This window comes from Paenibacillus lemnae (assembly GCF_012933385.1).
Classification (GTDB): domain Bacteria; phylum Bacillota; class Bacilli; order Paenibacillales; family Paenibacillaceae; genus Paenibacillus_AQ; species Paenibacillus_AQ lemnae.
Genome location: NZ_JABBPN010000008.1, coordinates 159,115 through 184,865, shown reverse-complemented (window position 1 = coordinate 184,865; position 25,751 = coordinate 159,115). Strand labels below are relative to the sequence as shown.

Here is a 25,751-nt window from a genome sequence, read left to right as displayed (position 1 = left end):
TAAACTGTACCCTACAAGATGGACACTTTGAAAAAAGTCATCTTGTAGGTTTTTTTGTGTACAATAAAGAAAAAACGAGCGGCGGTCGAAACAAATGTCCAAAAAATTATTCACAACTCAGCAACAGAATGAGCTACAAAAGAACCCCTATGTGAAACGGGTCAGTGACAAAGCTATCACCTACACGGATGCGTTCAAAGAACACTTCATCCAAGCTTACGAGCAAGGCAAGCTCCCCCATGAGATTTTTCAAGGGGCTGGATTTGACGTCGACATCTTAGGGACCAAACGCATACAAGCGGCTTCTGATCGCTGGCGCACGGCTTATGAGCAGAAGGGGATCATCGGTCTTGCGGACGCGAGAAAGTATACTTCCGGACGTCCTTCAACACGCGAACTCAGCCCCGAAGAACAAATCACTCGGCTGGAAGCCAAACTGGAATGGCTGGAAGTGGAGAACGAATTCCTAAAAAAGCTCGAATGGCTAGAAAGGCAGGCGAAGAAACCAAAATCCAAGTAAGTGCGAGGCAGAAGTTCGAATGGATTCAGCAGATCACGAATTGCCCCAAGTTCAAACGTAAGGTACGGTGGCTGTGCCACCTCGCTCAGGTTTCCCGTTCCGGTTATTATGCGTATCTTAGTGAGAAAGCCGTTTTCAACAGGCAGAAGCAACAGGAGCAAGACGAACAGGCCTACCAGATCCTGCTGAGCGCTTACCGGTACAAGGGCAGAAAGAAAGGCGCTCGCCAGATCCACATGACGCTCCAGCTTCAGTACGGGTTCACCTACAACCTTAAACGCATTCGTCGGCTCATGAAAAAGTTCGGCCTCATGTGCCCGATAAGGCGCGCAAATCCTATGCGCCGGATGGCCAAAGCGACGCAGGAACATCGCACGTGTCCCAACACGTTACAGCGGGAATTCAAGCCCGGAGTAGCCGGCCAAGTTCTCCTCACGGACATCACCTATTTACGTTATGGAGCAAGTAGGCGAGCCTATTTATCAACGATTAAAGATGCCCAAACCAACGAAATTCTCGCCTACAAGGTCTCGGAATCACTGGGATTGGATCTGGCGCTGGACACGCTCAAGCAATTGAAGAAATATAGTCATCTCACGCCAACAGCGTTTATTCACTCAGACCAGGGATTCCACTACACGCACCCGAAGTTTCAAAAGCTCGTGAAGCAGATGAAGCTTGGGCAATCCATGTCGCGAAGAGGGAACTGCTGGGACAATGCGCCACAAGAATCCTTCTTTGGCCATTTGAAAGACGAAACCGATTTAAAAGCTTGTCAAACGCTTCAGCAAGTGAAGCAAGAGGTCAACCGTTATATGACGTATTACAATCTTGAACGGGGACAGTGGAACCTAAAGAAGCTGCCGCCTGCAACATACAGGCAACAGCTTCTTCACGTATCCTAACCTTTTTTAAAATGTCCTTTACAAGGGGTACAGTTTATAAGAAGCTGCCGCCTGCAACATACAGGCAACAGCTTCTTCACGTATCCTAACCTTTTTTAAAATGTCCTTTACAAGGGGTACAGTTTACATGCGGGTATGTCTTTTTTTTAACTCGATACAGCTGCGAATTTCTCCCGATAGATTTCAGCGGCTTTTACCATGTTGCGTAAAGAAGCTACCGTCTCCTCCAAACCTCTCGTCTTCAATCCGCAGTCCGGATTGATCCAGAACAGCTTCGGATCCAGCACCGATAAGGCGCGGTCCATCATAGAGATCATCTCTTCCACCGAAGGAACTCTCGGGCTGTGTATATCATACATTCCAAGTCCAATGCCCAAGTCATACGTATGATCTTCAAAATGGGAAACCAGCTCTCCGTGGGAACGGGAAGTTTCAATTGAGATCACGTCCGCATCCAGCGCCCGAATGGAATCAATAATATCATGAAACTCGCAGTAACACATGTGGGTATGAATCTGGGTTGTATCCCGAACCGTTGAAGTGCTTAATTTAAATGCCAGCACGGCCTGATCAAGGTAAAACTGGTGGCGGCTCTTTTTCAGCGGCAGCCCTTCCCGCAGTGCAGGTTCATCTACTTGGATCATTTCAATACCCGCTTGCTCTAATGCTTCTATCTCTTCCCGAAGCGCAAAAGCAATCTGGAACGCTGTTTCCTCGCGTGGAATATCATTTCTTACAAAGGACCAGTTCAAAATCGTCAGCGGTCCTGTCAGCATTCCCTTGACCGGCTTTTGGGTCAGTGATTGTGCATATACGGTCTCTTCTGTAGTCATGGGCTCCAAAAACTCTACATCCCCGTATATGACCGGCGGCTTCACACAGCGCGATCCGTAGGACTGTACCCATCCGCCGGAAGTAAAGGCAAATCCGCCAAGCTTTTCGCCGAAAAACTCAACCATATCGGTGCGTTCGAACTCTCCATGTACAAGAACATCCAGACCGATCTTTTCTTGCAGCACAATCCACTTTGAAATCTCTTCCTGAATAAACTGCTGATAGCGTTCAGCGCTCCATTCGCCTTTTCTCCAGCTTTGGCGGGCTTTTCGAACTTCTGTCGTCTGCGGAAAGCTTCCGATCGTAGTGGTTGGCAGCAGCGGCAGCTTCCATTTCTCCTGCTGCTGTGCAGAACGAATCTCAAAAGCCGAGTCACGGCTGCTCTTCTCTTTACTCCGATTTTTCACGCGCTGCTGAACATGGATTTTTTTACGGTGAGTGGATTGGTTCAGCCTGCTAACCGCTGACTGTGCCGCGGTAAGCTCGTCCAGTACCGTGTCTCTCCCTTCGTCGATAGCCTTTTTAAGAACAGAAATCTCGTAAAGCTTTTCCTGGGCAAAAGACAGAGCTTCCAAAAGTACAGGCTCCAATTTCTGCTCCCCTTTCTTGCTGACAGGCACATGAAGCAGGCTGCAGGAAGGCTGGATGATCACCCGTTCTTGGCTTACCCGCTGAAAAATCTCCTCCAGAAGCTCCAGCTCGCCAGCCAGATCGGCTCTCCAAATTCCGCGTCCATCAATGACACCGGCACCCAGTACTTTATCTTGTGGAAACCCGAACTGCTCCAGGGCTTTGAGATTACCGGACCGGCCGTATACAAAATCCAAACCGATCCCGTCGACCGGAAGTGCCGCCACGCGTTCATAATGCTCTACCGCATCAAAATAGGTTTGCAGCATCAGGTTCAGCGATGGCGCTTCTTGTCTTAAAGCAGCATATATGTGTTCGACTCTTTCCATATCCTGATCAGACATGGTCGTTACCAGTGACGGTTCATCGATCTGCACCCATTTAACGCCGGCATCCTGCAGTTCTCGAAGGACCTGACCATAAACCGGGATCAGCTGCTTTATTATGGAGTCGGTCTCTTCAGGCTGATAACCTTTTGAAAGCTTCACGAAGGTATAAGGCCCTACAATGACAGGCCTGCCTTCAATGCCAAGCTCCTGTTTGGCTTCAAGATAAGCCTGCAGCGGACGGTTGACCGTAAGAATTGGCTGACGCTGTCCCAGCTCCGGTACGATGTAATGATAATTGGTGTTAAACCATTTGGTCATTTCACAGGCTGCTGCCGAAGAGTTCCCCCGCGCCATTGCAAAATACTGCTCCAGTGTCGGTTCATTCCCGCTGCTTCCGAACCGCTCCGGGATCAACCCGAACATAAACGACATGTCCAGCATGTGATCATACAAGGAAAAGTCATTCACTGGAATGGACTGTATCCCTAATTCACGCTGAATGCTCAAATGAGAAAGACGAATTTTTTTCGTCGACTCCAGCAGTTCGGACTCTTCAATTTTACCGCCCCAAAAAGCTTCCAGAACTCTTTTCCATTCCCGGTTTTCTCCGATGCGCGGATAACCCAAATTCGCACTAAACAATGTACTCATATGTAACCCTCCCATTAATAACAAGCTAATCTGTCTTTTTCAACGTAAAAAAAGAGGCATCTTCTCCTAAAGACATAGGTAAAGATGCCCCGCTTCATGATCTCTCATTATCGAGTGCTTCTCACACCTCCCTATCTCCCGTAGGTACAGCAGTGTTTTCAGAACAGGCAGGTCTCCTGGCTTTCGGCTTCTACATCTGCAGACTGTCTTCCCAAACCTATGTAGGATCAGTGACATCATGGTCTGCAAACTCTTCCGTTACAGTGGCGGGACCGCGCCGGCTTTTCACCGGTCTTCCCTATTAAGCAGAGAGATTCTCTCTTCTGCACCTGTTCTTCAAGACATATTCGGTTGTCGTAAATCATAGCTGACTACAATTTAGATCATCATAATACACAATATCCGAATAATCAATGTTAATTTTCACTTATCCGATAATTTTTATCGGATTTATACAAAGATCAAAACTGTTTCATTTTCTTGAGTTCTTTATTAATCCAGATGGCTGCAATCGTCCCATCACCCATAGCTGCTGTCGCCAATTCGGAATGAACACCCAGATCACCGGCTATCCACACCCTAGCCACACTGGACATTCTGGTTCTTGGGTCCGCTTTGACGTGTTGGTTGTGCTCCAGCTCCGCGCCCAGCTGAGCGGCCAGCTCGGAATGCACCTTGTTACCGCCAAAAGATATAAATCCACGCTCTGCGGCAACACAGCCCCCGTTTGCAAGCTGGATGCCCTGAATCATTCCTTTGTCAGCATCTACTCCTGAAATCTCCTGCTCGATATACCGGATACCTTTCTCGCTTAAAGCACGCATCCCTTCCTCGTCAACAGGAGTTCGTTCATGATTAATATAGGTCAAATCATTCGTACGCTCTGAGAGCATAATGGCCATCCCTGCCCCTGATTTCCCTGAACCCAGCACTACAGTTTTCCGGTTCTGGATCTCAAAACCGTCACAATCGGGACATACATATACCGATTCGCCGAGCGTCGGCTTTAATCCTGAGATATGAGGGATTCTGTCAGTTAAGCCTGTAGCTAGCAGCAGGGTTTTTGCTTCATATCGTGTTCCGTCCTGCCCTGTACATACAAATCCGCCGTTAATAGACTCTGCATTCAATATGGTATCCTCTACGAATTCAACGTCCGCGGCTTCTGCCTGCTTTTTGCCCCGTTTCCGCAGTTCATCTCCTGAAATACCGTCTGACCAGCCTAAAATATTATGATAGCTTTTGCATAGTGTCGAACGGCCTGTACCTTTGTCAATGACGAGAATACGATAAGAGCTGTAACGACCAAGCTGAATCGCGGCCTGAAGTCCGGCAATACCGCCGCCAATAATGATGCAGTCAAACATTCATTTCCACATCCCTTTCGCTGATGTTGAATCCTGTATCTGTTATGTTCTTGGATGTTCCACTTAATACATTAAACCAATGTGATATGTTTTACCCTGAACCGGATCCAGAATATCAGTTAGATTTGTGAAGCTTTTGAGATGCTTTGTGAAAAATACTACAGCAGGAGCTGTCCTGCAGCTGCGCCGGCGGCAACGACTGCCCATGCCGGTATTTTCCACACGGTAAGCATAAGAAACAGGACTGCTGCGATGACCAAATCCAGGGAATTGATTACCGTTGAAGTCCAGATCGGATCATACAGTGCTGCGAATAAAATACCGACAACGGCAGCGTTCACCCCGCCTAGTGCCTGATTCAACCCGGGATATTGCCTGATTCTGCTCCAGACAGGCAGTATCCCGACAACCAGGAGAAAACCTGGCAGAAACACGAAAAACGCAGCCAGCAGCGCTCCAGGTAAACCCTGCATCAAGGTTCCAAGATAAGCTGCAAACGTAAATAAAGGTCCCGGAACGGCTTGAGCGGCCCCATATCCTGCGATGAAATCATTCGCTGATACCGTGCCCTGCTGTACAGTTCCAGCTTCCAGCAGCGGAAGAACAACATGTCCTCCGCCGAACACTAACGAGCCTGTTCGGTAAAATTCGTCCGCGATCGAGATCCACGACAAACTGCTGCTGCTCGCGAGCACTGGCAGCCCGAGAAGCAAAACGAAAAACAATATCAAGCAGATCATGCCGGACTTCAAGGACAGCGTGGCTGCGAATGCCTTCACTTCTTCAGCCTTCGTCTTCTCTTTCAAAATCAGATAGCCTACCAAACCTGATACTGCAATAACAGCGGGCTGGATCCAGATGCTCTGCCATAGAAGCACAACTGCCATGCTGCCTAAAGCAATCCCCGCCCGTACCGTTCCGGATGCCAATTTGCCTGCCATACCCATTACCGCTTGAGCTACAATCGCCACAGCCACCAGCTTTAATCCCTGAAGGGCACCGATCTGCGTGCTGTCAAAACCTTGAATAAACATGGCAAACAGAATCAGGAGCAGCACGGAAGGCAGTGTAAAGCCTAACCATGCAGCCGCCCCTCCCCAGAGCCCGGCGCGCTGAATACCAATGCCGATGCCCACTTGACTGCTGGCAGGTCCGGGTAGAAATTGACATAATGCGACCAGTTCAGCATAAGCTTTTTCATCCAGCCATTGTTTCCGTTTTACATACATGTTATGAAAATAACCTAAATGGGCCACCGGCCCGCCAAAGGATGTTAACCCGAGCTTCAAAGCTGTCCACCAAACCTCAGCAAGGCGGCGATGCATGGGCTGGAGCTGTTCACGCTGCTTCGGATTACTCATCAGATTCTCACTCATACTTCCCCTCCCATAAGCACAAATAATATATGATCTTCATTATAAGAGACTTTTGTTAACGGAAAGTAAACTGACGCATAATCAGCGTGCTGAAGGTCATACTGACACTAATTCTATACAATCCAGGAGGGACATCATGAAGTGGTTAAAAAAGAAAAGTGAAGAACAGTACACCGATGTTTCTACGGTAGAATCCCAGCGGAATGATACAGCAGCTGAAGAGTTTCCGGATGGACCTTATGGTTCCAGTCTTGAATCTTCACTAGGCAAGTCATCGCCCTGGAGAGAGGAACAGCGTCCACCCAATCGCTTTGATTATGAAAACCGCTCTCTGCATGAGGGTGAGCCTCGTGATTATCCAGGGGCAGATCATACCATACAGTCAGGGTCTGATTAATCTTCCTGCGGCGAAGCCATTATCGCTGGCTTTGCTGCTACCAGACCAAACATAAACAGAAGAACAACAACAATAATTAAAGTGACCAGCGGGGTTTGCCAGCTGCCCGTCGTGTCATGAATCATACCAATCAGCATCGGCCCAGCCGCAGCCAGCAAGTATCCCAAGGACTGAGCCATACCGGACAACGCTGCAGCATCATCAGCATGTTTTGTACGAAGTGAAAAAAACATTAGGGATAAACTAAAATTTGCTCCTCCGGAAATCCCTAAAAGTATTACCCAAAGCACATTGAAGTTCGAAAAGCCAAACAACAGTCCCATATAGCCGAAAATCATGCATAAAGCTGAAACACTAATCAGCACACGTTGGTCCGGCCGGCGGCCGGCAAGCACAGGGATGATGAAAGAAAAAGGCAGGCTAACGAATTGAAGGGCTGAAAGCATCCAGCCTGCATCATGATAATCCATTCCCTGGCTGTACAATATTTCCGGAAGCCAGGAGATATTCACATAGAACGTGAACGATTGTAATCCCATAAACAACGTAATATACCAGGCAAGCCGTGACTTTAACACAGCTGCAGAAGTCCGCCTGCCTGAAATCGAAGCGGAGTCTAAAGAAGGTTGAGGATATGCCTTTCTCCGAAACACCCACAGCGCAGCAGCCGACATGGATAACAGAGACCATACTGCTAATGATCCCTGCCATCCGAGCCCTGCAGATTCAGCCAAAGGAATACTCAGGCCTGATGCTGTGGCTGCCAGAAGATTCATGGACATGGAATATGTACCTGTCATCAAACCGATCGACCGCGGATAATCTCTCTTCACCAGACTGGGCAGAAGCACATTGCCTGCAGCGATCGCTGCTCCGAGCAGCGCGGTGCCGAACAATAATGTCCACGGTGATGCAATGTAGCGAATACTGATTCCGATTGTCAGGATCACCATACTGATCAGCAGCACGGTCTCGATGCTGTAACGTCTAGCAAGTCCAGCAGCAAAGGGCGACAATACAGCAAACGCCAGAAGCGGAAGTGTGGTCAATAGTCCGGCCGCCGTGTTGGAGATTCCGATATCTTCCCGGATCATCCCGATTAAAGGTCCGACTGAGGTGATTCCCGCCCTAAGATTGATGGCAATAAAAATGACACTTGCAAAAACCAGCCATCCCGGCAGCAAGCGTGTTTGTTGAGTCAATGTTGTTTTTCTGGCTGACATGGTTCTTACTCCTCACGTTATGAATATGTAAAAACAAACTTATCACAGGTGAAGTCACATTCGCAACTATGATGTACTGCACGTGAGATCCATACCACGACAATAGCAAAAGGATGCTTCCAGTTTGGACCGTTAAGCCGCTGCTGGAGAGCATCCTTTTGCATACCATTTATCCGAGCATAATCCGATCATCAGAAAGCTTATGACCACTTATATTCTCGAATTCGCCGAGCAATTGCTCAACGGTAAGATCTTTTTTGCGTTCCTCGTTAACATCCAGAATGATCCGTCCTTTGTCCATCATAATGAGACGATTGCCAAGACGGATGGCCTGTTCCATATTATGCGTGACCATCAAGGTTGTGAGGTTCAAGTCGCTGACGATTTCGTTCGTAAGCTTGGTAATCAGTTCAGCACGCGCAGGATCCAGTGCAGCCGTATGTTCATCCAGCAGCAGGATCTGCGGCTTGGTAAAGGTCGCCATCAGAAGACTAAGCGCCTGGCGCTCACCACCGGATAGCATGCCCACCTTCGCCCGCAGACGATTCTCCAGGCCTATGCCTAGACGCTGAAGCTCCTCCTTGAACAATTTTCGCTTGGAGGATGTAACACCGATTTGGAATCCACGGGAGCTTCCCCTGCGGTATGCCATGGCAAGGTTCTCTTCGATTGTCATATTTGGAGCTGTACCTGCCATAGGGTCCTGAAAGACCCTGCCAATCCAGCGGCTTCTTCGATGTTCTGGGAGATGTCCGATTGAACTTCCATCGATGCTGACCTCACCGGCATCCGGCTTCATGACACCAGATATAATATTCATTAAAGTCGATTTGCCGGCACCATTACTTCCGATTACCGTTACGAAATCACCGGGCTTTAAATGAAGGTTTACACCCATCAAGGCAATTTTCTCATCGACCGTGCCGGGATTGAACAATTTGGAGACATGATTCATCTTCAGCATTATGCAGCACCTCCTTTACCCTGATTGCCCGTCAAGAGCTCGGCTGACCGTTTACGGGCCATGGAACGCTGCTTCATGGATCGGCGTATTGTCGGTACAACCAACGCAATGATTACGATGATAGCCGTAATGAGCTTCAAGTCAGAGGTTTCAAGCCAATCGATTTCGTATGCAACAGCAACGACAATCCGATAAATAATGGAGCCCAGAACAACAGCAAGTGTAGTCCGGAAAATAGAGCCGTTACCGAGTACAGCTTCCCCGATGATCACAGAAGCCAGTCCAATAACGATCATGCCTATACCTGAGCTAATATCCGCAAAACTGGAATGCTGGGCCACCACAGCGCCTGACAAAGCGACGAGTCCATTTGACAAACTCAGCCCTAAAATTTTGGTTACATCTGTATTGACCCCGAAGCTCCTGATCATTCGATGATTATCACCGGTTGCCCGAAGAGACAAACCAAGATCTGTGCGGAAGAACGCATCCAGCAGCAGCTTGCCTGCAATAACAATGACCGCCATTACCCATATCGCATCTATGGAAGAGAATAAGGTTTCTTCTCCGCTTAGAGAAATCAGCGGCTTGCCCAAAATACGCATATTAATGGAGTACAGGGCAATCATCATAATGATCCCGGACAGCAGTCCGTTAATTTTCCCTTTAGTATGAAGCAGTCCTGTACATACACCCGCCAGCATGCCGCCGCCAAACGCTGCCAGGGTTGACACCCAGGGGTTTACGCCGTTTGTGATCAGGACGGCTGCGATGGCACCGCCTGTCGTAAAGCTTCCGTCCACGGTCAGATCCGGAAAGTCAAGAATCCGGAACGTGATATATACACCGAGTGCCATCAAGGCATACAGCAGTCCTAATTCAACCGGACCATCCAAATTGCTCAAGAAATTGATCAAGTGTAGACCTCCTCTAAGATTAAGGAAGGCGCGGGCAGTGAACCCCCGCGCCTTACCAATTATTCGATGATGTTATTGTCCGGGTCTTTGACTTCCTGCTTCATGGCATCTGTCACTTCAATCCCGTAATCTGCAGCTGCCTTCAAATTCAGGATCAGATCCAGTTGATCCGGGAAGGTCACTTCCATATCGCCCGGGTTCTTCCCATTCTTCAAAATATCTACGGCCATTTCACCAACCTGATAGCCATGATCATAATATTTGAAGCCTACAGTCGCAAACGCACCCTTCTCGACCGTGTCCCGGTCGCTGGAGAAGAACGGAATCTGGTTCTCCTTTGCTGTCTGAATGATAGTGTCTACGCCGCTGACCACGTTATTATCCAATGTGATGAAGAACGCGTCTACTTTACCAACCAAAGATTCTGCGGCCTGCTTCACTTCTGATGTGTTCGTAACCGGCGCTTTCACCAGCTCGATCCCGTGCTCAGACAACGCTGCTTCGGCTGTTTTTGACATAACCACAGCATTAGCTTCTCCTTCATTGATGACTAAGCCAATCTTCTTAATTTCTGGAAAATGGGAGCTAATGAACGTCATCAGCTGCTTAGTCGCTTCGGGGTTCGTATCGGAAGCACCTGTTACATTACTACCCGGCTTCTTTAGATCACTGACAAGCTTGGCATCCAGTGGATCTGTGACCGCTGCGAACAGCACCGGTTTTTCTGTTACATTCTCCTTTATCGTCATCGCAGATGGTGTCGCAATCGCAATAACAAGATCTGCATCCGTATTCTTCAGCTTCTGGCCGATGGTAAGATTGTTGGCTGGATCTCCCTGAGCATTATTAAAGTCAATCTTCAAATTCTCATCTTCAATGATGCCGGCATCTTTCAATGCTGCGATGATACCTTCTTTTGTCGCATCCAGGGATGGATGCTCCACGTACTGCGAAATGGCGATAGAATAGGATTTCTCTCCGCCCTCACTGCTGCCTGCATTAGAACTTCCGCTGTCCGGCTTGTCCCCGCATCCGACTGCCGTTAACAGAAGTGCGGACAGTGTAAGTGATAACCACATTTTTCTCTTCAAATTCACGAACCCCTCTCTTTATCTCACCTTTATAATTGACACAAAGCGACACCGCTGAGACGCTTTCATCAAGAAAAGCATTGCTGCAAAAAAATTTGAACAACGGTCTAATATTCATATTTTATATGCAGGGATCACCTTACGTCAATCCGGATTTCAACTTTAATGGGGTTCAAACCGATGCGGGAAGCAGCAGGCAGCAGCTGCCAAACTTTCTATACATTGAAGTTGACTATGCGTCCGCAATTCACTACAATTTTATAAGTATGCCTTTTAAGAAATCTACCAAAAGAACAGGTGATTATAGATGAATGAACAACAGCAAGACAATCAGCAGCAGACCTATCAGATTTTGCTTTATTATAAGTTTGTCCAAATTCCGGATCCGGAAAGCTTCAAGAATGAACATCTGCAGTACTGCAGGGAACTGGGCGTAAAAGGACGAATTCTCATAGCGTCGGAAGGCATTAATGGCACTGTGTCCGGTACCGTAGAACAGACTGAAGAATACATGCGTCATATGAAGAACAACCCGCTGTTCTCCGATATGGTCTTTAAAATTGATCCTGCCGAGGGACATGCCTTTCATAAAATCTTTGTCAGACACCGCAAAGAGCTTGTCACCTTCCGCGTTGAGGACGAGCTGGACCCTAATGTTATTAGCGGTAAACGTCTGTCTCCGAAAGACTTTTACGAGACACTGCAGAAAGATGACGTTATTGTTCTCGACGGACGTACGGATTATGAGTATGATCTGGGCCATTTCCGCAATGCTATTCGTCCTGAAGTGGAGTCCTTTCGTGAGTTTCCGGAATGGATCCGCCAGAATATGAGCCAATTTAAAGACAAGACCGTTCTCACCTACTGCACCGGCGGAATTCGCTGTGAGAAGCTGACCGGTTTTATGTTAAAAGAAGGATTTCAGGATGTAGCCCAGCTGGATGGCGGTATTGTCACATACGGTAAAGATCCGGAAGTGCAGGGACGATTGTTTGACGGCAAATGTTATGTTTTTGATGAGCGCATATCTGTTCAGATTAACCGTACTGAAGAAGACATTATTGTAGGCAAATGCCACCATTGTGGCGAAGCAGCCGATACGTATATCAACTGTGCCAATGATGCCTGTCACCTTCAGCATATCTGCTGCGCTAAATGTGATGAGGAACATCATGGATTCTGCAGCACCACATGTGAAGAGATTGTAACTGCCGGCTAAATTACACCGGCTAGGAGATGCGTGCTTGGCTGGGCACGCTAGACATATAAAAGGCATGCCGTTATGAACGGCATGCCTTTTATTATGGAAGATCGTGATATATAGCCAGTTCGGCTTCAATCGCCGTCTTGATATTCTCGACACATTCTTCTGTCGTTTGACCGATAATACGCTTCCCGTTCACAAGTGCATAAGGACGCAGCCTGCAGAGGCCGCACAGATTCATACAGTCTGCACGCAGAACGGCAATCTCTGGATAAAGCTCTTCAAGCCGTTCCAGATCCAACGCGCTCATCAGATTGGTGTCGCATATTTCAACAATAATAATACCCATGTTTATCACCACTACTCATTATAGGAAGCCGCGAGAGTAATGTCAAATGATAAACGGTTTCCTTACCTGTTTGTTAGTGCAGAAGAGATTCCGCTCCGTCAATATACACTTCCGTACCGGTAATGTGGGACGCGTCATCCGAAGCCAGAAACAGCACGAGCTTCGCTACCTGGTCTGGTTGACCTGGACCATTAGCCAGCGGCTGATCTCCTTCCGGATATTCGATAGGAATACGCACTTCTTTTATTTCCGGTTTCTCGTCTGTAGAATCATCAATATTGGTTGAGATGGCACCCGGACAAATCGCATTGACTCGAATTTTGAACTGAGCCAGCTCCAGTGCGGCCATCTTCATAAAGGCAACCTGTCCTGCTTTAGTAGTACTGTAAGCAGACATACCAAAGCTGGTAAATGTACGGTTTCCGTTAATAGAGCTTGTAATAATAATGCTTCCGCCCTTTTCTTTAAGGTAAGGGATTGCATATTTCACCGTGGCAAAAGTGCCGCGAAGATTGGTATTGATGGTCTGATCCCAATCTTCCAGCTCCATCGTCTCAATGGGAGCTTTCGCACCATTAATACCGGCATTCGCAAATACAATATCAATCCCGCCCCATTGTTCGACGGCTTCCTTGTAGCACCCTGTCAGAGATTCCGGCTTGGATATATCGCAGTTCCCTGCGATCGCTTCTCCACCGGCCTGCATGATTTCATCTTTTACTTCTTCAACCGTTTCTTGCTTGATATCAATGAGCAGAACCTTCGCTCCGTGTTTGGCCATAAGAAGGGCAGCGGCACGGCCGATTCCTGAACCAGCACCTGTTACGATTGCTACTTTTCCGTCTAAACGTTTCTCTGATGTCATGGTACAACCCTCCCTGATATGAATAACCTGTTTATTACATACCCGAAAGGGCTGCTCAATGAATCGAAAAAAATTCAAACTAGTTAATTAAATACTGCTGGTTTCACACAAACCGGTTTGGATTGAGAAGCGGTAATTCCGGTAAACTGCAGTGTTCCGTCTTGTGCAATATTGTAGGTGACCAGATTGTTTCCGTCCCGATTCGCCACAATCAAATGCCGTCCGCCAGGCATGATCGAGAAATGACGCGGATGGCCACCTTCTGTTGAAATATACTGCAGTGGATCCAGCGTTCCCTGTTCAGGATGAACCCGGTACACCACAATACTGTCATGTCCGCGATTGGAGCCGTATAAAGTACGTCCATCCTCAGAGATGGCAATTTCCGCACAGCCATTTTCACCTTGATAATCTGCTGGCAGTGTGGAAATGGTTTGAACCGGTTCAAGTCGTCCTTCTGATGAGATGTAACGGAAAGCAGTCACGGTGGAGTGGAGTTCATTGATGACGTAAGCATACTCTCCACTGGAGTGAAAAACCAAATGTCGTGGTCCGGCACCCTGCTGCAGTTCGACATCATGCTGATACATCAATTTACCCGCCTCGGTATCAATTTGATATGTAATCACTTTGTCGAGACCCAAATCTTGAGCAAACAAATAATGTTGATCCGGACTGAAAAATACGGAATGCGCTTTGGGCTTTTGGTCCGCTGATGTTTGATAAGCAGCATGGCTGTGCTCGTCCAGCAGACGTTCCGGAATCCCATCACTGTCTAATGCCACAAGGTCCACAAACCCGCCGTGGTAACTGGAGAGAAGCAAATATTGCCCTTCCTCATCCCGCTGAATATGGCAGGTTGAACTGCTGCTGCTTTGAAGTCTGGACAGTTCCTCCAGTGTCCCCTTCTCCTGATCGATAGCAAAGGTTACGATCTCGCCGCCTTTTTCCCCATGATGATTACTTTCACCGATCACATAGAGCAGCTTGCGATTCACATCCACATTTATAAAAGTCGGATTTTTTATTCCGGATTGCTGATCTGTTCTGGATAACTCGCCATTATCGGGATCAAGTGAATATACGCAAACACCCGTTTCTTCCATCTCAGCATACGAACCTGTAAATACCAATATCTTCTGTCCGCTTGATGTTGTCATAGCTGTCAGCTCCTCTCTTAACATAATCAATATGTTACACTTCTTTCTTTCTAAAAATCAATCCTCTCCAGCACAATAAAGATGAAAAAAAGAGCTATCTCACATGCAGATGATCCTGCTGTGAAATAGCTCTTTTTTATCTATCTAATTACGCATTTATTACCCTTCCAACAACAGTGACTCCGGATCTTCCAAAAGTTCTTTCACGGTAACAAGGAATCTCACAGCTTCTGCACCGTCAACGATCCGATGATCATAAGACAAGGCAATGTACATCATCGGGCGATTTTCGGAACGTTCAGCATCAATGGCTACCGGACGCAGCTGAATTTTGTGCATGCCCAGAATACCAACCTGAGGTGTATTCAAGATCGGTGTGGAGAGAAGCGATCCGAAAACGCCGCCATTGGTAATCGTGAACGTTCCCCCTTGAAGCTCAGATAGAGACAAGCTGTTATTACGAGCCTTATTGGCAAGATTAACGATTTCTTTCTCTATTTGAGCAAAGCCGAGACGATCTGCATCTCTGACAACCGGAACAACCAAACCTTCTTTAGCAGATACAGCGATACCGATATCATAAAATTTCTTTTCAATGATATCTTCACCGTCAATCTCTGCATTCAGCAGCGGATAACGTTTCAATGCGCCTACGACAGCTTTCGTAAAGAAGGACATAAATCCAAGTCCAACTTCATGCTTCTCTTTGAAAGCATCTTTGCGGCGTTTACGAACGTCCAGAATGGCTGTCATGTCCACTTCGTTAAACGTAGTCAGCATAGCTGCTGTCTGCTGAGCTTCTACCAGCCGGTTAGCGATGGTCTGGCGGCGGCGGGACATGCGCTTGCGTTCCACCGGCTTGCCTCCAAAGTCGGAAGACTGAGCTGCAGATGCAGCAGCACCAGTTTCCTGTTTGGCCGGAGCAGGCTTGCTGCCGGAATTCGAATGTTGTTTCACATCTTCATGATAAATCCGTCCAATAGGATCACGTCCTTGAACCTGATCCAGCTCAATGCCGCGTTCACGGGCCAGTTTACGTGCAGATGGAGATGCCGTCAGACCGGATCCTTCTGAAACGTCAGCAGATTTAGCCGGCTGCACCGGCTGTTCTACTGCTTCTTTAGGAGATGATCCTTCTGGAGCAGCAGCCGTTTCAGCCTGTTGTGAAGGTGCAGGTGTTGGCGAAGATTGACTGCCTGCGCCTTCCTGAGCCGAAATCTGGCCGATAATCTCACCGATAGTAACATTATCGCCTTCCTGTCTTAGAATTTTCTCAATCACACCGTCAGCCTCAGCACTGATCTCCAGGTTCACTTTATCGGTTTCCAGTTCCAAAAGAACATCACCGACATTCACACTGTCTCCTTCTTTAACGTGCCATTTAAATATAGTTCCTTCAGTAATGGATTCGCCCATAGCCGGTACAGTAATTTCATTCACAGCTGCTTACCTCCCCAATGAGATATGTTGATTGATAGTTTTACGATTCAGGGCAAAAGAAGTGATACTTTGCTGTTCATAGGCATGCACATCCTGATATCCGCTCGCAGGGCTGGAACGCTCAGGACGACCGTTGTAACGGACCTCAATGTCTCTGCCTGCAATTTCACGGATACGAGGATCCATATAACTCCACCCGCCCATATTCTGCGGTTCTTCCTGAACCCACAACACTTCTCTCAGATTCGGAAATTTCTTCAGAATGGATACAATCTCATCTTTAGGGAACGGGTACAGCTGCTCCACACGGACAATATGAAGCCATGAAAAATCTTCATCTTTCTGTTTCTCGAGCGTTTCTTCCAGATCCACCGCAATTTTACCGGAACAAAGAATGAGACGTTCCACTTTCTTCGGCGACTGACCAAGACCTGGCTGCTCAATAACCTCTTGGAATGTGCCTTCACTGAAAGCACTGGCTGGTGATGCCACGCGCGGGTTACGGATCAGGCTCTTCGGAGCCATCAATACGAGCGGTTTGGCATCATCGGTATTCAACAGATTCGCCTGACGGCGCAGAAGATGGAAATACTGTGCAGCTGTTGTCAGATTCGCAACAACCCAGTTGTCTTCTCCTCCCAGCTGCAGGAATCTCTCCAGTCTTGCACTGGAGTGTTCCGGCCCCTGTCCTTCATACCCGTGAGGGAGAAGCATAACAAGACTGGATTTTTGTCTCCACTTCGAACTGCCGGATGTGATGAACTGGTCAATAATGACCTGTGCACAGTTCGTAAAGTCTCCATATTGAGCTTCCCAAATCACAAGTGTTTCTGGTGAATAAACGTTATAACCGTATTCAAACCCGAGAACAGATGCTTCGGAGAGCGGACTATTGTGGATCGCGAAGGATGCCTTGGCTTGCGGCAGACTGTGCAGCGGGCAGAAGACAGAACCATTCACAGAATCATGCAGAACCAGATTCCGGTGAGCAAATGTTGCCCGCTCCGCATCCTGTCCTGTAATTCGAATTGGTTTACCATCTGCGATAATGGAAGCAAACGCAAGTGTTTCGGCATGGCCCCAGTCCACTTTTTGTCCATCATCCAGCGCATTGCTCCGGCGCTCCAGAATTCGCTGCAGCTTCGGATAAACCGTAAAGTCCTTCGGCCAGTTCAGAAGCTCACGGTTCATTTCCTGCAATGTCTTCACCGGCACTCCGGTTTTGACTTTAGGTTTCTTTCTGTCGCCTGAAGGCTTGATATTCAGCAGTACATGATCCGAGGATTCACTGTTCTTCACACTGTCATAAGCAACCTTCAAACCGTTCAGCACTCTTGATTTAAGTTCATCGGCTTCAGACGTTGTAATCTGATTTTGTTCCAGCAGCCTGTTTCTGTAGATGCTGGAAACGCTGGAGTGATTCTTAACCTTTTGATAAATCAATGGCTGTGTTGTTTCCGGATCATCCGTTTCATTGTGTCCATACTTTCTATAGCCTACCAAGTCAATCAGGATATCCTTCTTAAATTTATTCCGGTATTCGCTGGCCAGTCGGGCTGCCGAAATACATGCTTCAGGATCATCTGCATTGACGTGAATGATCGGAATCTCATATCCTTTTGCAAGATCACTTGCATAGTACGTAGAACGAGAATCTTTGCCCTCGGTTGTAAAACCAATCCGATTGTTTACAATCACGTGGATGGTACCGCCGTTGCGGAAACCTGGCAGCTTGTTGAAGTTCAGCGTTTCAGCGACAATGCCTTCACCTGGGAAAGCAGAGTCACCATGCATAATAATCGTAACAGCCTTATTCACATCCTGTTTCGGATATCCTGGCTTAGTACGATCTTCTTGAGCTGCACGTGTGAAGCCTTCAACAACAGGATTTACAAATTCCAAATGACTTGGATTGTTCGCAAGGGATACACGCATCTCATGGGCTTCGCCTTCTTTGACAAAACGGTCAGCACCTAAGTGATACTTCACGTCCCCGGTCCAGCCGTAGTTGATGCCCATTGAGCCTTCGGATGGAACGAGATGCTTGTTCGGAGCGTGCATAAATTCCGAGAAAATTTTGCTGTAAGCTTTGCCCAGAACATGAGCAAGCACGTTCAAGCGTCCACGGTGAGCCATCCCAATCAGCACGGAATTCACATGCTCATGAGCCATTTCACGGACAATTTCATCCAGAAGCGGAATTAAGGCGTCATTACCTTCAACCGAAAAGCGCTTTGCGCCAACGAAATTGCGATGCAGAAAATCTTCAAACAGCTCTGCTTCATAAAGCCGCTTCAGAAGGTGATGTCGTTCTTCCTTGCTCAGTACATGCTTATAGAGAGCGGACTCGGCATGGCTGTTCAGCCAGTTACGCTCTTCTTCCTCGTGTACATGACTAAATTCATAAGCAATCGTACCTGTGTATATTTGATGGAGTCTCTGGATGGCCTCCCAGCCATTCATCACGTCTTCAGGTGCTTCTTCCCAAACGACCTCAGCTGGCAGTGCCTTTAAATCAGCTTCACTGAGTCCATAGGTTTCCGGCTGCAGAAGACGGGTGTCCGCTTCAGCAGAGATCCCGATTGGATCAATGTCCGCGGCCAGATGCCCATAAGTTCGAATGTTCCAGACCAGCTTTCCGGCATTTACGCTTTTTTTCAGCATACTGCGGTCAAAGCCGGCTGCCGGTAACTTCGTATCCGCTTTCTTTTCTTGATTGTCTAAAGATGGCGGAGGTCCCCAATTTGCGAATAATTCGCGGTATGCAGGTTCCACCGATTCAGCATCCTCTAAAAATCTCTCATATTGTTCCTGGATGTACCCTAAATTCGGACCATGGTACTTTTCCCAAGGCCCCTCTGCTGTTCTGTCAAGGGTCTTCATTGCTGACTCCCTCCGTCAGATTATTTTGATAGGTTATTGGACGGAAACTCTTTAATGTTTAACATTCTCATTATACCCCATTATTGAGCAAGATCGAAAATAGCGCTTTTATATAATATCGATCTCATAAACAGATGAATCACAAATCCATCTCTGTTTGAGAGACAGGGTCCGGTGCTTTAACGATTCCGAGCAGTGTTTGAAGCTGTTTAGCATTGAAAGCCGCATCTCCGCCTGAATTGTTATTGAAAATCATCCAGCATTCCCGGGTAGATGCTAACAGGTTAAAAAGATGCTTCTTCCATTCTTCCAGTTCCTGCTCACTATAGCGGTATAAATACCGCACTTCACGCCAGTTTTGCTGACCACTTGAATGCCATCCCGATGTGTTACGCCCATGCAGCCTGATCATCGTAGCATGATCCTGTGTCGGCACCAAAACGACAGGAACAGAGCCTATTCCCGCTTGAGGCTCATCTGCGATGCTATGAATCCAGCCTTCCTCCCTCATCATGGTTAATGTTTTTTTCCTGTACTCTGGTGAAAACCAGCTTTGATGCCGAAACTCCAGTGCGACCGGAAATCCGTCCATCCATTCCCGGGTCACCTTCAGAATCTCGACATGTTTGCGTTCACACCCGAACCAGGGCGGGTATTGAAAAAGGACCGTTCTCAGCTTTCCATCCTGCTGCAGCACCTGAACAGAATCTTTAAATGCCTGAAACATGGATCTGGAATCTTCATAATGGCTTTTCTTTCTCGAATGTCCTGTCATACCCTGATAAGCTTTGACGATAAAACCAAAATCAGCAGGTGTTTGTGCACTCCATTTGTCCATCCGGTCCTGGGAAGGAATTCCGTAAAACGTATTGTCCATCTCAATAATCGGAAAATGTGCAGCATAAGCGCTTAGCTTGTCTCCAGGCTTTGTGCCTTTTTCATACAGGTCGTCATGGTCACCCCATCCGGACAAACCGATCTTGATCTGATCTGCTGCAGTTCTTTCAGGACTGTTCTGCATAAACATCCTCTCCCGGTTTTAGCATTCCATGTTTCTCCCAATCATTAACCGATTTGAGACAACTCAAAGCGATAAGCCGCATTTCAGTGTTTGTCCTCATAAAAAATGTGCTTCCCGCTCAGTTTCCCCTCAGCAATCTCCAGTATGCCGAAGGAATAACGGTCCTGTTTTCTTTTATCGGTAGGGGAACCGGGATTAAACAGAAGAATTTGATTTTCTTCACGAAGCACAGGTATATGGGAATGACCAAAGATAATGCAGTCTATACGGTCCAAGTGCTCAAAGGTTTGAATGGCCCTGCTTACCGTGCTGCCTCTTGTCCCGTGTCCATGAACAATTCCGATGATTTTTCCTTGGATTTCAATCACCTTGGACAGACCGAAGTGATCTACCATATCCTCCGGGTCTCCATTTCCGGACACACCAACAACCTGAGCAAGTTCAGATAAGGCCTCGTACACACTCCAGTCGACCCAATCTCCTGCATGAATGATCAGGTCACACCCGGCCAGCCCCTCAATCAAGACCTGTGGCAGCTTTTTGGCCATTCTTGGCATGTGGGTATCAGAAAGCACTCCTATTTTAAAGGGCTGACTCATCGTCATCACTTCTTTCGTTGATTTAAATTACTTGCTGTTCCCTTGTACCTCTAAATCATAGCAAAAGACCGTGCTTACTGCACGGTCCTTATGATCGGAGCTTTAATGGAATTTTACGGTATTACATTCAGAAATTCATGAATATACTGGGTACAAGCTAAAGGATGACAAGCTATTTCAGTACAGAATGGAGCGAAGTGAATGAGTCTGTTTCTCAGCTATATTTTTCTTGGATTATCATTGTCTGCACCTGTAGGTCCAATAAACGCTGCCCAGCTGGATAAGGGTTTGAAAAAAGGCTTCTGGCATGCCTGGCTTTTCGGTCTAGGCGCGGTTCTGGCCGATATTGTGTACATGGTTCTGGTGTATATGGGCGTGGTGCACTTTCTAAGCACCCCTTTTGTTCAAACCTTTCTATGGCTGTTTGGGGCATTTGTTCTGTTATACACAGGTATAGAAAGTGTTATGACTGCGGGCAAGGTCTCTGTCAGCTCGGAGAAGAAGGATGACTCTCTCATCGCCTCCATGCGGTCAGGCTTCCTCATGTCGTTATCGAATCCAATGACCATTCTGTTCTGGCTGGGGATTTATGGCTCAGTCTTGGTAAAAACGGCTGCCGATTACGGAACAGGCGATCTGCTGCTGTATAGTGGTGCCGTTATTCTGGGAGTCCTCATCTGGGACTTTACAATGGCCGGCATGGCAAGTACGTTCCGTAAATATTTCAATACCCGGGCTATTACTGTCATTTCCATCTTGTCCGGACTTTCTTTGATCGGTTTTGGCATCTATTTCGGATGGCGAGCGGTCCAGGTGCTTTTCTTTTAACGAGCTGGTTTAGGCCTGAAATCAGCACCTTCAGCCCGTTTTCTGCTGTGCTGCTTCTCCGCTTTGCGCCAGATACTCTGCATAATGAGCACCACACACATGATCAGAGCAATAAAGCCAAGGCTTATCCAAAATCCCGGACGGCTTGTGTTGTGCATTACAGCACCGCTGACAGCTAGAAGGATCAGTACCATACCGGTATAGCGTTTCACTTGCCCCCATGTGTTCAGCTTCAGGTTACGCCCTGCAGAAATTAGAATGAAAAACCAGTTGTAGAGCAGCATTAAACCGGCTGCTGTCGTGAGGTACTCGTAAATTTTGCCGGGCATCAGCAGGGACAGCACAATGGAGAGCAGCAGACCCGCAGCGGTTAAGCTCAAAGCAAACAGCGGTGTTTTGTGTTTAAACATTTTTTTCGCAAAAATGCCTGGCGCATCATGATCCTCGGACAACGTGACCAGCATCGTGGTTACCGCATAAAGTGAGGCCACCATGGTTGAAAAGCCTGCCACGATCAGTACAGCATTAAATACATGCGGCACAAACGGAAGCTGATAAGACCCGAGCGCCACAATAAAAGGACTCTTCGTGGTAGGGAACTGGTTCCATTTTAACAAGGTTAAAGCCAGTCCCAGTGACAGCACATAAATAATGGTAAGCAGTAATATCATAATTCTCCCGGCCTTTGGCGCTTCCTTCGGATCCTTGAGACGAATTGCCATAACGCCCATGACTTCGATGCCTCCGAACGCATAAAAGGCAAAAATCAATGAGGACCACAGCCCCATACCGCCTGTCGGGAAAAATTCATTCATTCGCAGCGGCATACTGGGAGAAATTCCGCCTCTTAACCAACCCATAAGCGCGATGACGCCAATGATCAAAAACATAAGAATCGCAGCAATTTTCAAAATAGCGAGGACGTTCTCAAGCCGATCAAACAGTTTGTTCCCAATCCAGATGACCAGCATGCCTAATACGGCATACCCGGTGGCAAACAGCCACATCGGTACTCCAGGAAACCAGAACCTTGAAAAAATGGCCAGTGCGGTCATTTGACTGCCCATGATCAGCACTTCGGAACACCAGTACATCCATCCGGTGGAGAAACCGGCCCACCGCCCGTGGGCTTTTTTGGCATACGCCCGAAAGGATCCTTCCTGGGGATCTTCAGCGGTCATACGGGCAAGTACATCAAACACAATAAACGTACCTAGTGCAGCCAGCACAAAGGATATCAAAACGGCCGGACCACCCAGCTTGATCCCCAGGCTCGAACCGAGGAAATAACCGGTGCCGATAGTCGATGCAACACCTAGTAATGACAGCTGCCACCATTTGAGCGTCTGTTCTGGTTTGTTATCTGATGATTTAGTATGACTCATTCAGGTCTACTTCCTCCTTTACCACTGCAGATACAACACAACAAAATTCATGATTTATTATGTACTTTGCCAAGGGTGACTAATCTTGAAGTGCGTTAAGAAAAACATCCTTGGTTACAATAATCTGGATGCAAAAAAACGAAAACGAAAAGACTTGGTACAAGTCTTTTCGTTCCCGGTTCGTGTATGGAACTATGATTTATCAGGTATAGATATGTTACCTATTTCAGGTATAGATATGTTACCTATTTAATGATATTTAATACAGGCTGAAGATCCTGAGGAGTTACCTTGTCCAGTAAATCGCCATGTTCTTCAAACCGTTCCTTGGCATTCCGCAGTGTATAGTGTTTGGGATTAATCCCTTCTTTGACTTCATCCCAGGATATTTTTGAGCAAGATATGTTCCTGTAAATTGACCGACCGTATGCAGCTGTTCAAATGTAAACCCTTTTTGCAGGGGTATAACCATCTGCACTCCGCTCGCACCCGACGTTTTCGGAACCGATTCCAGACCGATTGAACGTAATGTCTCACCAACAAGGAGCACCGCCTCTGTTAGGCGCTCATCCTCTTCCTGGTCCGGATCCAGATCAATTACCCAATAATCCGGATCATCACCTGTAATGAGGTCAAATGAAGGGTGAAATTCCAGTACAGCCAGATTTCCTAACCACAGCAGTGTACTGACGGAATTCAGATGGACATAATTCACACCGTCTTTTTCGCAGGTTTCCACAAAAGAAGGCAGCGGCTGCGGAGCATTCTTTTGATAAAATCGTGGTCCTTGAACACCATCAGGGAAACGAATGGTCGTTAAATAACGATTCTGACAATATCGCAGAAGATATGGTGACAGTGTAATCAATGTCTGCAGATACATCCCTTTGGTAATCCCGGATTTGGGCCACAGCATTTTATTCGGATTAGTGATGTGGATCTCATTTCCTTCTATCCTTAGCCTGCCTGCTTCTGTCATGATTCACCCCCTCAATCGAAATGATCCTGGGATGGCGAAGCAGTTCTGCTGCCGTTAGTTCTCGGCCTTCTACTTCCGCCTGAAGGAGATTGCGAAGCCATCTGACATCTTGGTTACGTACACCCTCCGGCCATGTATCGAAATAATGATCTGCACTGTTCGTCGTTTCCAAGACAGATAAAGACTGCTTGATGGAACCATTCAAACCGGATGACACACGACCATGATATTGTCCGTTATGACACATAACCAAGCTGGATATTCTGCCTTCTTTCATTAAAATCCCAATAATCTGGACCGTACTGCGATGTACCGTTTTTCTTTTGAACCAGTCCTGGTGATCTTTGCCCTGACCGTATACACTTTGATTTCGTTTCGCAATGACGCCTTCAAACTTATGGGAATCCACCCAGTCCCACAGGATCTCTGCATCGTCATACTGTTCGCATCGATATAAAGGCGCCTTCCAGTCCTGAGTCAGGCTGATGAGCCTTGCAGCTCTCTGAACAAAAGGAAGGTGCCGCAGGTCTTCGCCATCAGCATACAGGAGATCGAAAATCATATAATGTACAGGATGACTCTGGACAGCCCTGCGAATTGCGCCTGAATCATGAAGCTTGTCTCGCTGCTGCATACGTTGAAAACTGGGATTCCCGGTTACGGGATCCAGCACAACGGCTTCACCGTCGATAACAAAACGGCCCGTCTTATGCTGCAATGCTTGCGTAATTTCAGGATAAATCTCGGTTTTGTCACTCATCTGCTTTGAGAATAACTGTACCTGACCCTCTTCACATGAAGCCAGGATCCGGAATCCGTCCCATTTCAGCTGATAGCTCCATTCAGAACCTTCTGGAAGACATGTCACGAGCAGGGGAGACATCGGATTAAGTTGTTCCATTTAACTTAAGCTCCGGTCTTCTTACGTTTGGTGTTTGATTTTTTTGCTGTCTTTTTCGCTGCTTTATCAGACGGGGTACTCTTTAGATCCTTTAGACTGGCCTGGAGAGCGTCCATCAGGTCCAGCACACTGGTTACTTCTTCATCTGGAGCAAGTTTCACTTCTCTGCCCTCCACTTTATCTTCTATGGCATCCAGCAGTCGTTCACGGTATGCATCTTCATATTGATCTGGATCAAAATCCGTGGATAATTGATCGATCAGCATTTTCGCCATATCAAGCTCTCTTTTTTCAACTTTTTGTTTTTCTGGAAGATTTGGCAGCTGGTTTTTGTCCCGAATTTCTTCGCCATAAGACATGGTCGACATAGAAAGTACACCATCGATCACCCGAATGGCAGCCAAACTGCTCTTGTGACGGATCGTGACATTGGCAATCCCTACTTTACTGGTTTCCTGAAGGGCTTTGACCAACAGCGTATAGGCATGTTTGCCGGTTTCCTCCGGTGCCAGATAATACGTTTTTTGATAATAGATCGGATCGATGTCCGCTAATTCCACAAAATCTGAAATTTTGATTTCCCTGGAGGATTCGGAGGCCAGCTTTTCTAATTCTTCTTTATCGAACGTAACGAAGTGTCCTTCTTCATATTCATATCCTTTGACAATATCCTTCCAGCTTACTTCTGTTTCGCATTTGGGACAGGTACGGCTATAGTGAATCGGGACGTTATATTCTTTATGCAGTAGTCGCATGGGAATATCGTGATCATGGGTTGCCAAGAACATTTTGACGGGTACATTAACGAGGCCAAAACTGACGGCCCCTTTCCAAATCGTCTGCAAAGTGTTCACCTTCCCTTTCTACATTTAACAAGCGTTTAAGAATCTCTTTCCTCTCATTAAACGGCAGCTTCCCGACTTAATCAGTGTG

Annotated in this window: 21 protein-coding genes, 1 pseudogene and 1 riboswitch; of the genes and pseudogenes, 4 read left to right on the top strand and 18 right to left on the bottom strand. The window is 47.2% G+C overall.

Annotated elements, in window-relative coordinates; all coding sequences use genetic code 11:
- The first annotated feature begins 94 nt into the window (after positions 1-94).
- Positions 95-1,425, top strand: a protein-coding gene (locus tag HII30_RS11060) for an IS3 family transposase (RefSeq protein ID WP_169505087.1) whose coding sequence is annotated in 2 segments (ribosomal slippage) — positions 95-479 and positions 479-1,425 — 1,332 coding nt in all. Because the reading frame shifts where the segments join, the coding sequence is not laid out codon by codon here.
- Positions 1,426-1,571: 146 nt separating this feature from the next.
- Here HII30_RS11060 and metE read toward each other — a convergent pair.
- The 3 genes from metE to chrA all read right to left on the bottom strand — a co-directional run bounded on the left by metE (position 1,572) and on the right by chrA (position 6,612).
- On the bottom strand, positions 1,572-3,869 hold the full coding sequence (gene metE / locus HII30_RS11055) for a 5-methyltetrahydropteroyltriglutamate--homocysteine S-methyltransferase (protein WP_169505086.1): 2,298 nt from the start codon (positions 3,867-3,869) through the stop codon (positions 1,572-1,574).
- A gap of 149 nt (positions 3,870-4,018) precedes the next feature.
- Positions 4,019-4,217, bottom strand: a riboswitch (cobalamin riboswitch).
- A 113-nt stretch (positions 4,218-4,330) separates the two neighbouring features.
- Positions 4,331-5,236, bottom strand: coding sequence for an NAD(P)/FAD-dependent oxidoreductase (locus HII30_RS11050; RefSeq protein ID WP_169505085.1), 906 nt, complete (start codon positions 5,234-5,236; stop codon positions 4,331-4,333).
- A gap of 158 nt (positions 5,237-5,394) precedes the next feature.
- Entirely contained in the window at positions 5,395-6,612 is a 1,218-nt protein-coding gene (chrA, locus tag HII30_RS11045; RefSeq protein WP_343045094.1) for a chromate efflux transporter, read from the bottom strand.
- 136 nt (positions 6,613-6,748) lie between these two features.
- Here chrA and HII30_RS11040 point away from each other — a divergent pair, with 136 nt between their 5' ends.
- A complete protein-coding gene (locus HII30_RS11040) occupies positions 6,749-7,009 on the top strand; it encodes a hypothetical protein (RefSeq protein WP_169505084.1) in 261 nt (86 codons plus the stop codon).
- Here the strand turns inward: HII30_RS11040 and HII30_RS11035 are convergent.
- From HII30_RS11035 to HII30_RS11020, 4 genes are all read right to left on the bottom strand, one after another.
- On the bottom strand, positions 7,006-8,232 hold the full coding sequence (locus tag HII30_RS11035; RefSeq protein ID WP_169505083.1) for a CynX/NimT family MFS transporter: 1,227 nt from the start codon (positions 8,230-8,232) through the stop codon (positions 7,006-7,008). The two genes, HII30_RS11040 and HII30_RS11035, sit on opposite strands and share 4 nt — an antisense overlap.
- A 169-nt stretch (positions 8,233-8,401) precedes the next feature.
- Positions 8,402-9,196 (bottom strand): ABC transporter ATP-binding protein, encoded by a 795-nt coding sequence (locus tag HII30_RS11030; RefSeq protein WP_169505082.1) that lies wholly within the window; start codon positions 9,194-9,196, stop codon positions 8,402-8,404.
- Entirely contained in the window at positions 9,196-10,113 is a 918-nt protein-coding gene (locus HII30_RS11025) for an ABC transporter permease (RefSeq protein ID WP_169505081.1), read from the bottom strand. Before HII30_RS11025 ends, HII30_RS11030 begins: the two co-directional genes overlap by 1 nt.
- Before the next feature lie 59 nt (positions 10,114-10,172).
- A complete protein-coding gene (locus HII30_RS11020) occupies positions 10,173-11,204 on the bottom strand; it encodes an ABC transporter substrate-binding protein (protein ID WP_169505080.1) in 1,032 nt (343 codons plus the stop codon).
- A gap of 307 nt (positions 11,205-11,511) precedes the next feature.
- Between HII30_RS11020 and trhO the strand changes: the two genes are divergently transcribed.
- Entirely contained in the window at positions 11,512-12,423 is a 912-nt protein-coding gene (gene trhO, locus HII30_RS11015; RefSeq protein ID WP_169505079.1) for an oxygen-dependent tRNA uridine(34) hydroxylase TrhO, read from the top strand.
- Between the two features lie 82 nt (positions 12,424-12,505).
- On the opposite strand, the gene HII30_RS11010 is transcribed toward trhO, so the two are convergent.
- The 7 genes from HII30_RS11010 to HII30_RS10980 form a co-directional block, all read right to left on the bottom strand.
- Positions 12,506-12,757: a YuzB family protein gene (locus HII30_RS11010; protein ID WP_169505078.1), complete on the bottom strand. Its 252-nt coding sequence runs from the start codon at positions 12,755-12,757 to the stop codon at positions 12,506-12,508.
- A gap of 73 nt (positions 12,758-12,830) precedes the next feature.
- Positions 12,831-13,622: an SDR family oxidoreductase gene (locus HII30_RS11005; RefSeq protein WP_169505077.1), complete on the bottom strand. Its 792-nt coding sequence runs from the start codon at positions 13,620-13,622 to the stop codon at positions 12,831-12,833.
- Between the two features lie 83 nt (positions 13,623-13,705).
- Entirely contained in the window at positions 13,706-14,782 is a 1,077-nt protein-coding gene (locus tag HII30_RS11000) for a lactonase family protein (protein WP_169505076.1), read from the bottom strand.
- A 159-nt stretch (positions 14,783-14,941) separates the two neighbouring features.
- Positions 14,942-16,222, bottom strand: a complete 1,281-nt coding sequence (odhB, locus tag HII30_RS10995; protein ID WP_169505075.1) for a 2-oxoglutarate dehydrogenase complex dihydrolipoyllysine-residue succinyltransferase — start codon at positions 16,220-16,222, stop codon at positions 14,942-14,944.
- Between the two features lie 6 nt (positions 16,223-16,228).
- Positions 16,229-19,105 (bottom strand): 2-oxoglutarate dehydrogenase E1 component, encoded by a 2,877-nt coding sequence (locus HII30_RS10990; protein ID WP_169505074.1) that lies wholly within the window; start codon positions 19,103-19,105, stop codon positions 16,229-16,231.
- A gap of 139 nt (positions 19,106-19,244) precedes the next feature.
- Positions 19,245-20,126: a DUF72 domain-containing protein gene (locus tag HII30_RS10985; RefSeq protein WP_169505073.1), complete on the bottom strand. Its 882-nt coding sequence runs from the start codon at positions 20,124-20,126 to the stop codon at positions 19,245-19,247.
- Between the two features lie 83 nt (positions 20,127-20,209).
- Positions 20,210-20,725 (bottom strand): metallophosphoesterase family protein, encoded by a 516-nt coding sequence (locus HII30_RS10980; RefSeq protein WP_169505072.1) that lies wholly within the window; start codon positions 20,723-20,725, stop codon positions 20,210-20,212.
- A gap of 201 nt (positions 20,726-20,926) precedes the next feature.
- On the opposite strand from HII30_RS10980, the gene HII30_RS10975 reads away from it, so the two are divergent.
- Positions 20,927-21,553, top strand: a complete 627-nt coding sequence (locus HII30_RS10975) for a LysE family transporter (protein WP_169505071.1) — start codon at positions 20,927-20,929, stop codon at positions 21,551-21,553.
- Here the strand turns inward: HII30_RS10975 and HII30_RS10970 are convergent.
- The 4 genes and pseudogenes from HII30_RS10970 to ku form a co-directional block, all read right to left on the bottom strand.
- Positions 21,550-22,938, bottom strand: a complete 1,389-nt coding sequence (locus HII30_RS10970) for an amino acid permease (RefSeq protein ID WP_169505070.1) — start codon at positions 22,936-22,938, stop codon at positions 21,550-21,552. The genes HII30_RS10975 and HII30_RS10970 overlap by 4 nt on opposite strands.
- 245 nt (positions 22,939-23,183) lie before the next feature.
- A pseudogene (gene ligD, locus HII30_RS10965) lies at positions 23,184-23,917 on the bottom strand (non-homologous end-joining DNA ligase LigD).
- On the bottom strand, positions 23,880-24,818 hold the full coding sequence (locus tag HII30_RS10960) for an ATP-dependent DNA ligase (RefSeq protein ID WP_169505069.1): 939 nt from the start codon (positions 24,816-24,818) through the stop codon (positions 23,880-23,882). The pseudogene ligD and the gene HII30_RS10960 overlap by 38 nt, the downstream one beginning before the upstream one ends.
- Positions 24,819-24,823: 5 nt before the next feature.
- On the bottom strand, positions 24,824-25,663 hold the full coding sequence (ku, locus tag HII30_RS10955) for a non-homologous end joining protein Ku (RefSeq protein WP_169505068.1): 840 nt from the start codon (positions 25,661-25,663) through the stop codon (positions 24,824-24,826).
- Between the last annotated feature and the right edge of the window lie 88 nt (positions 25,664-25,751).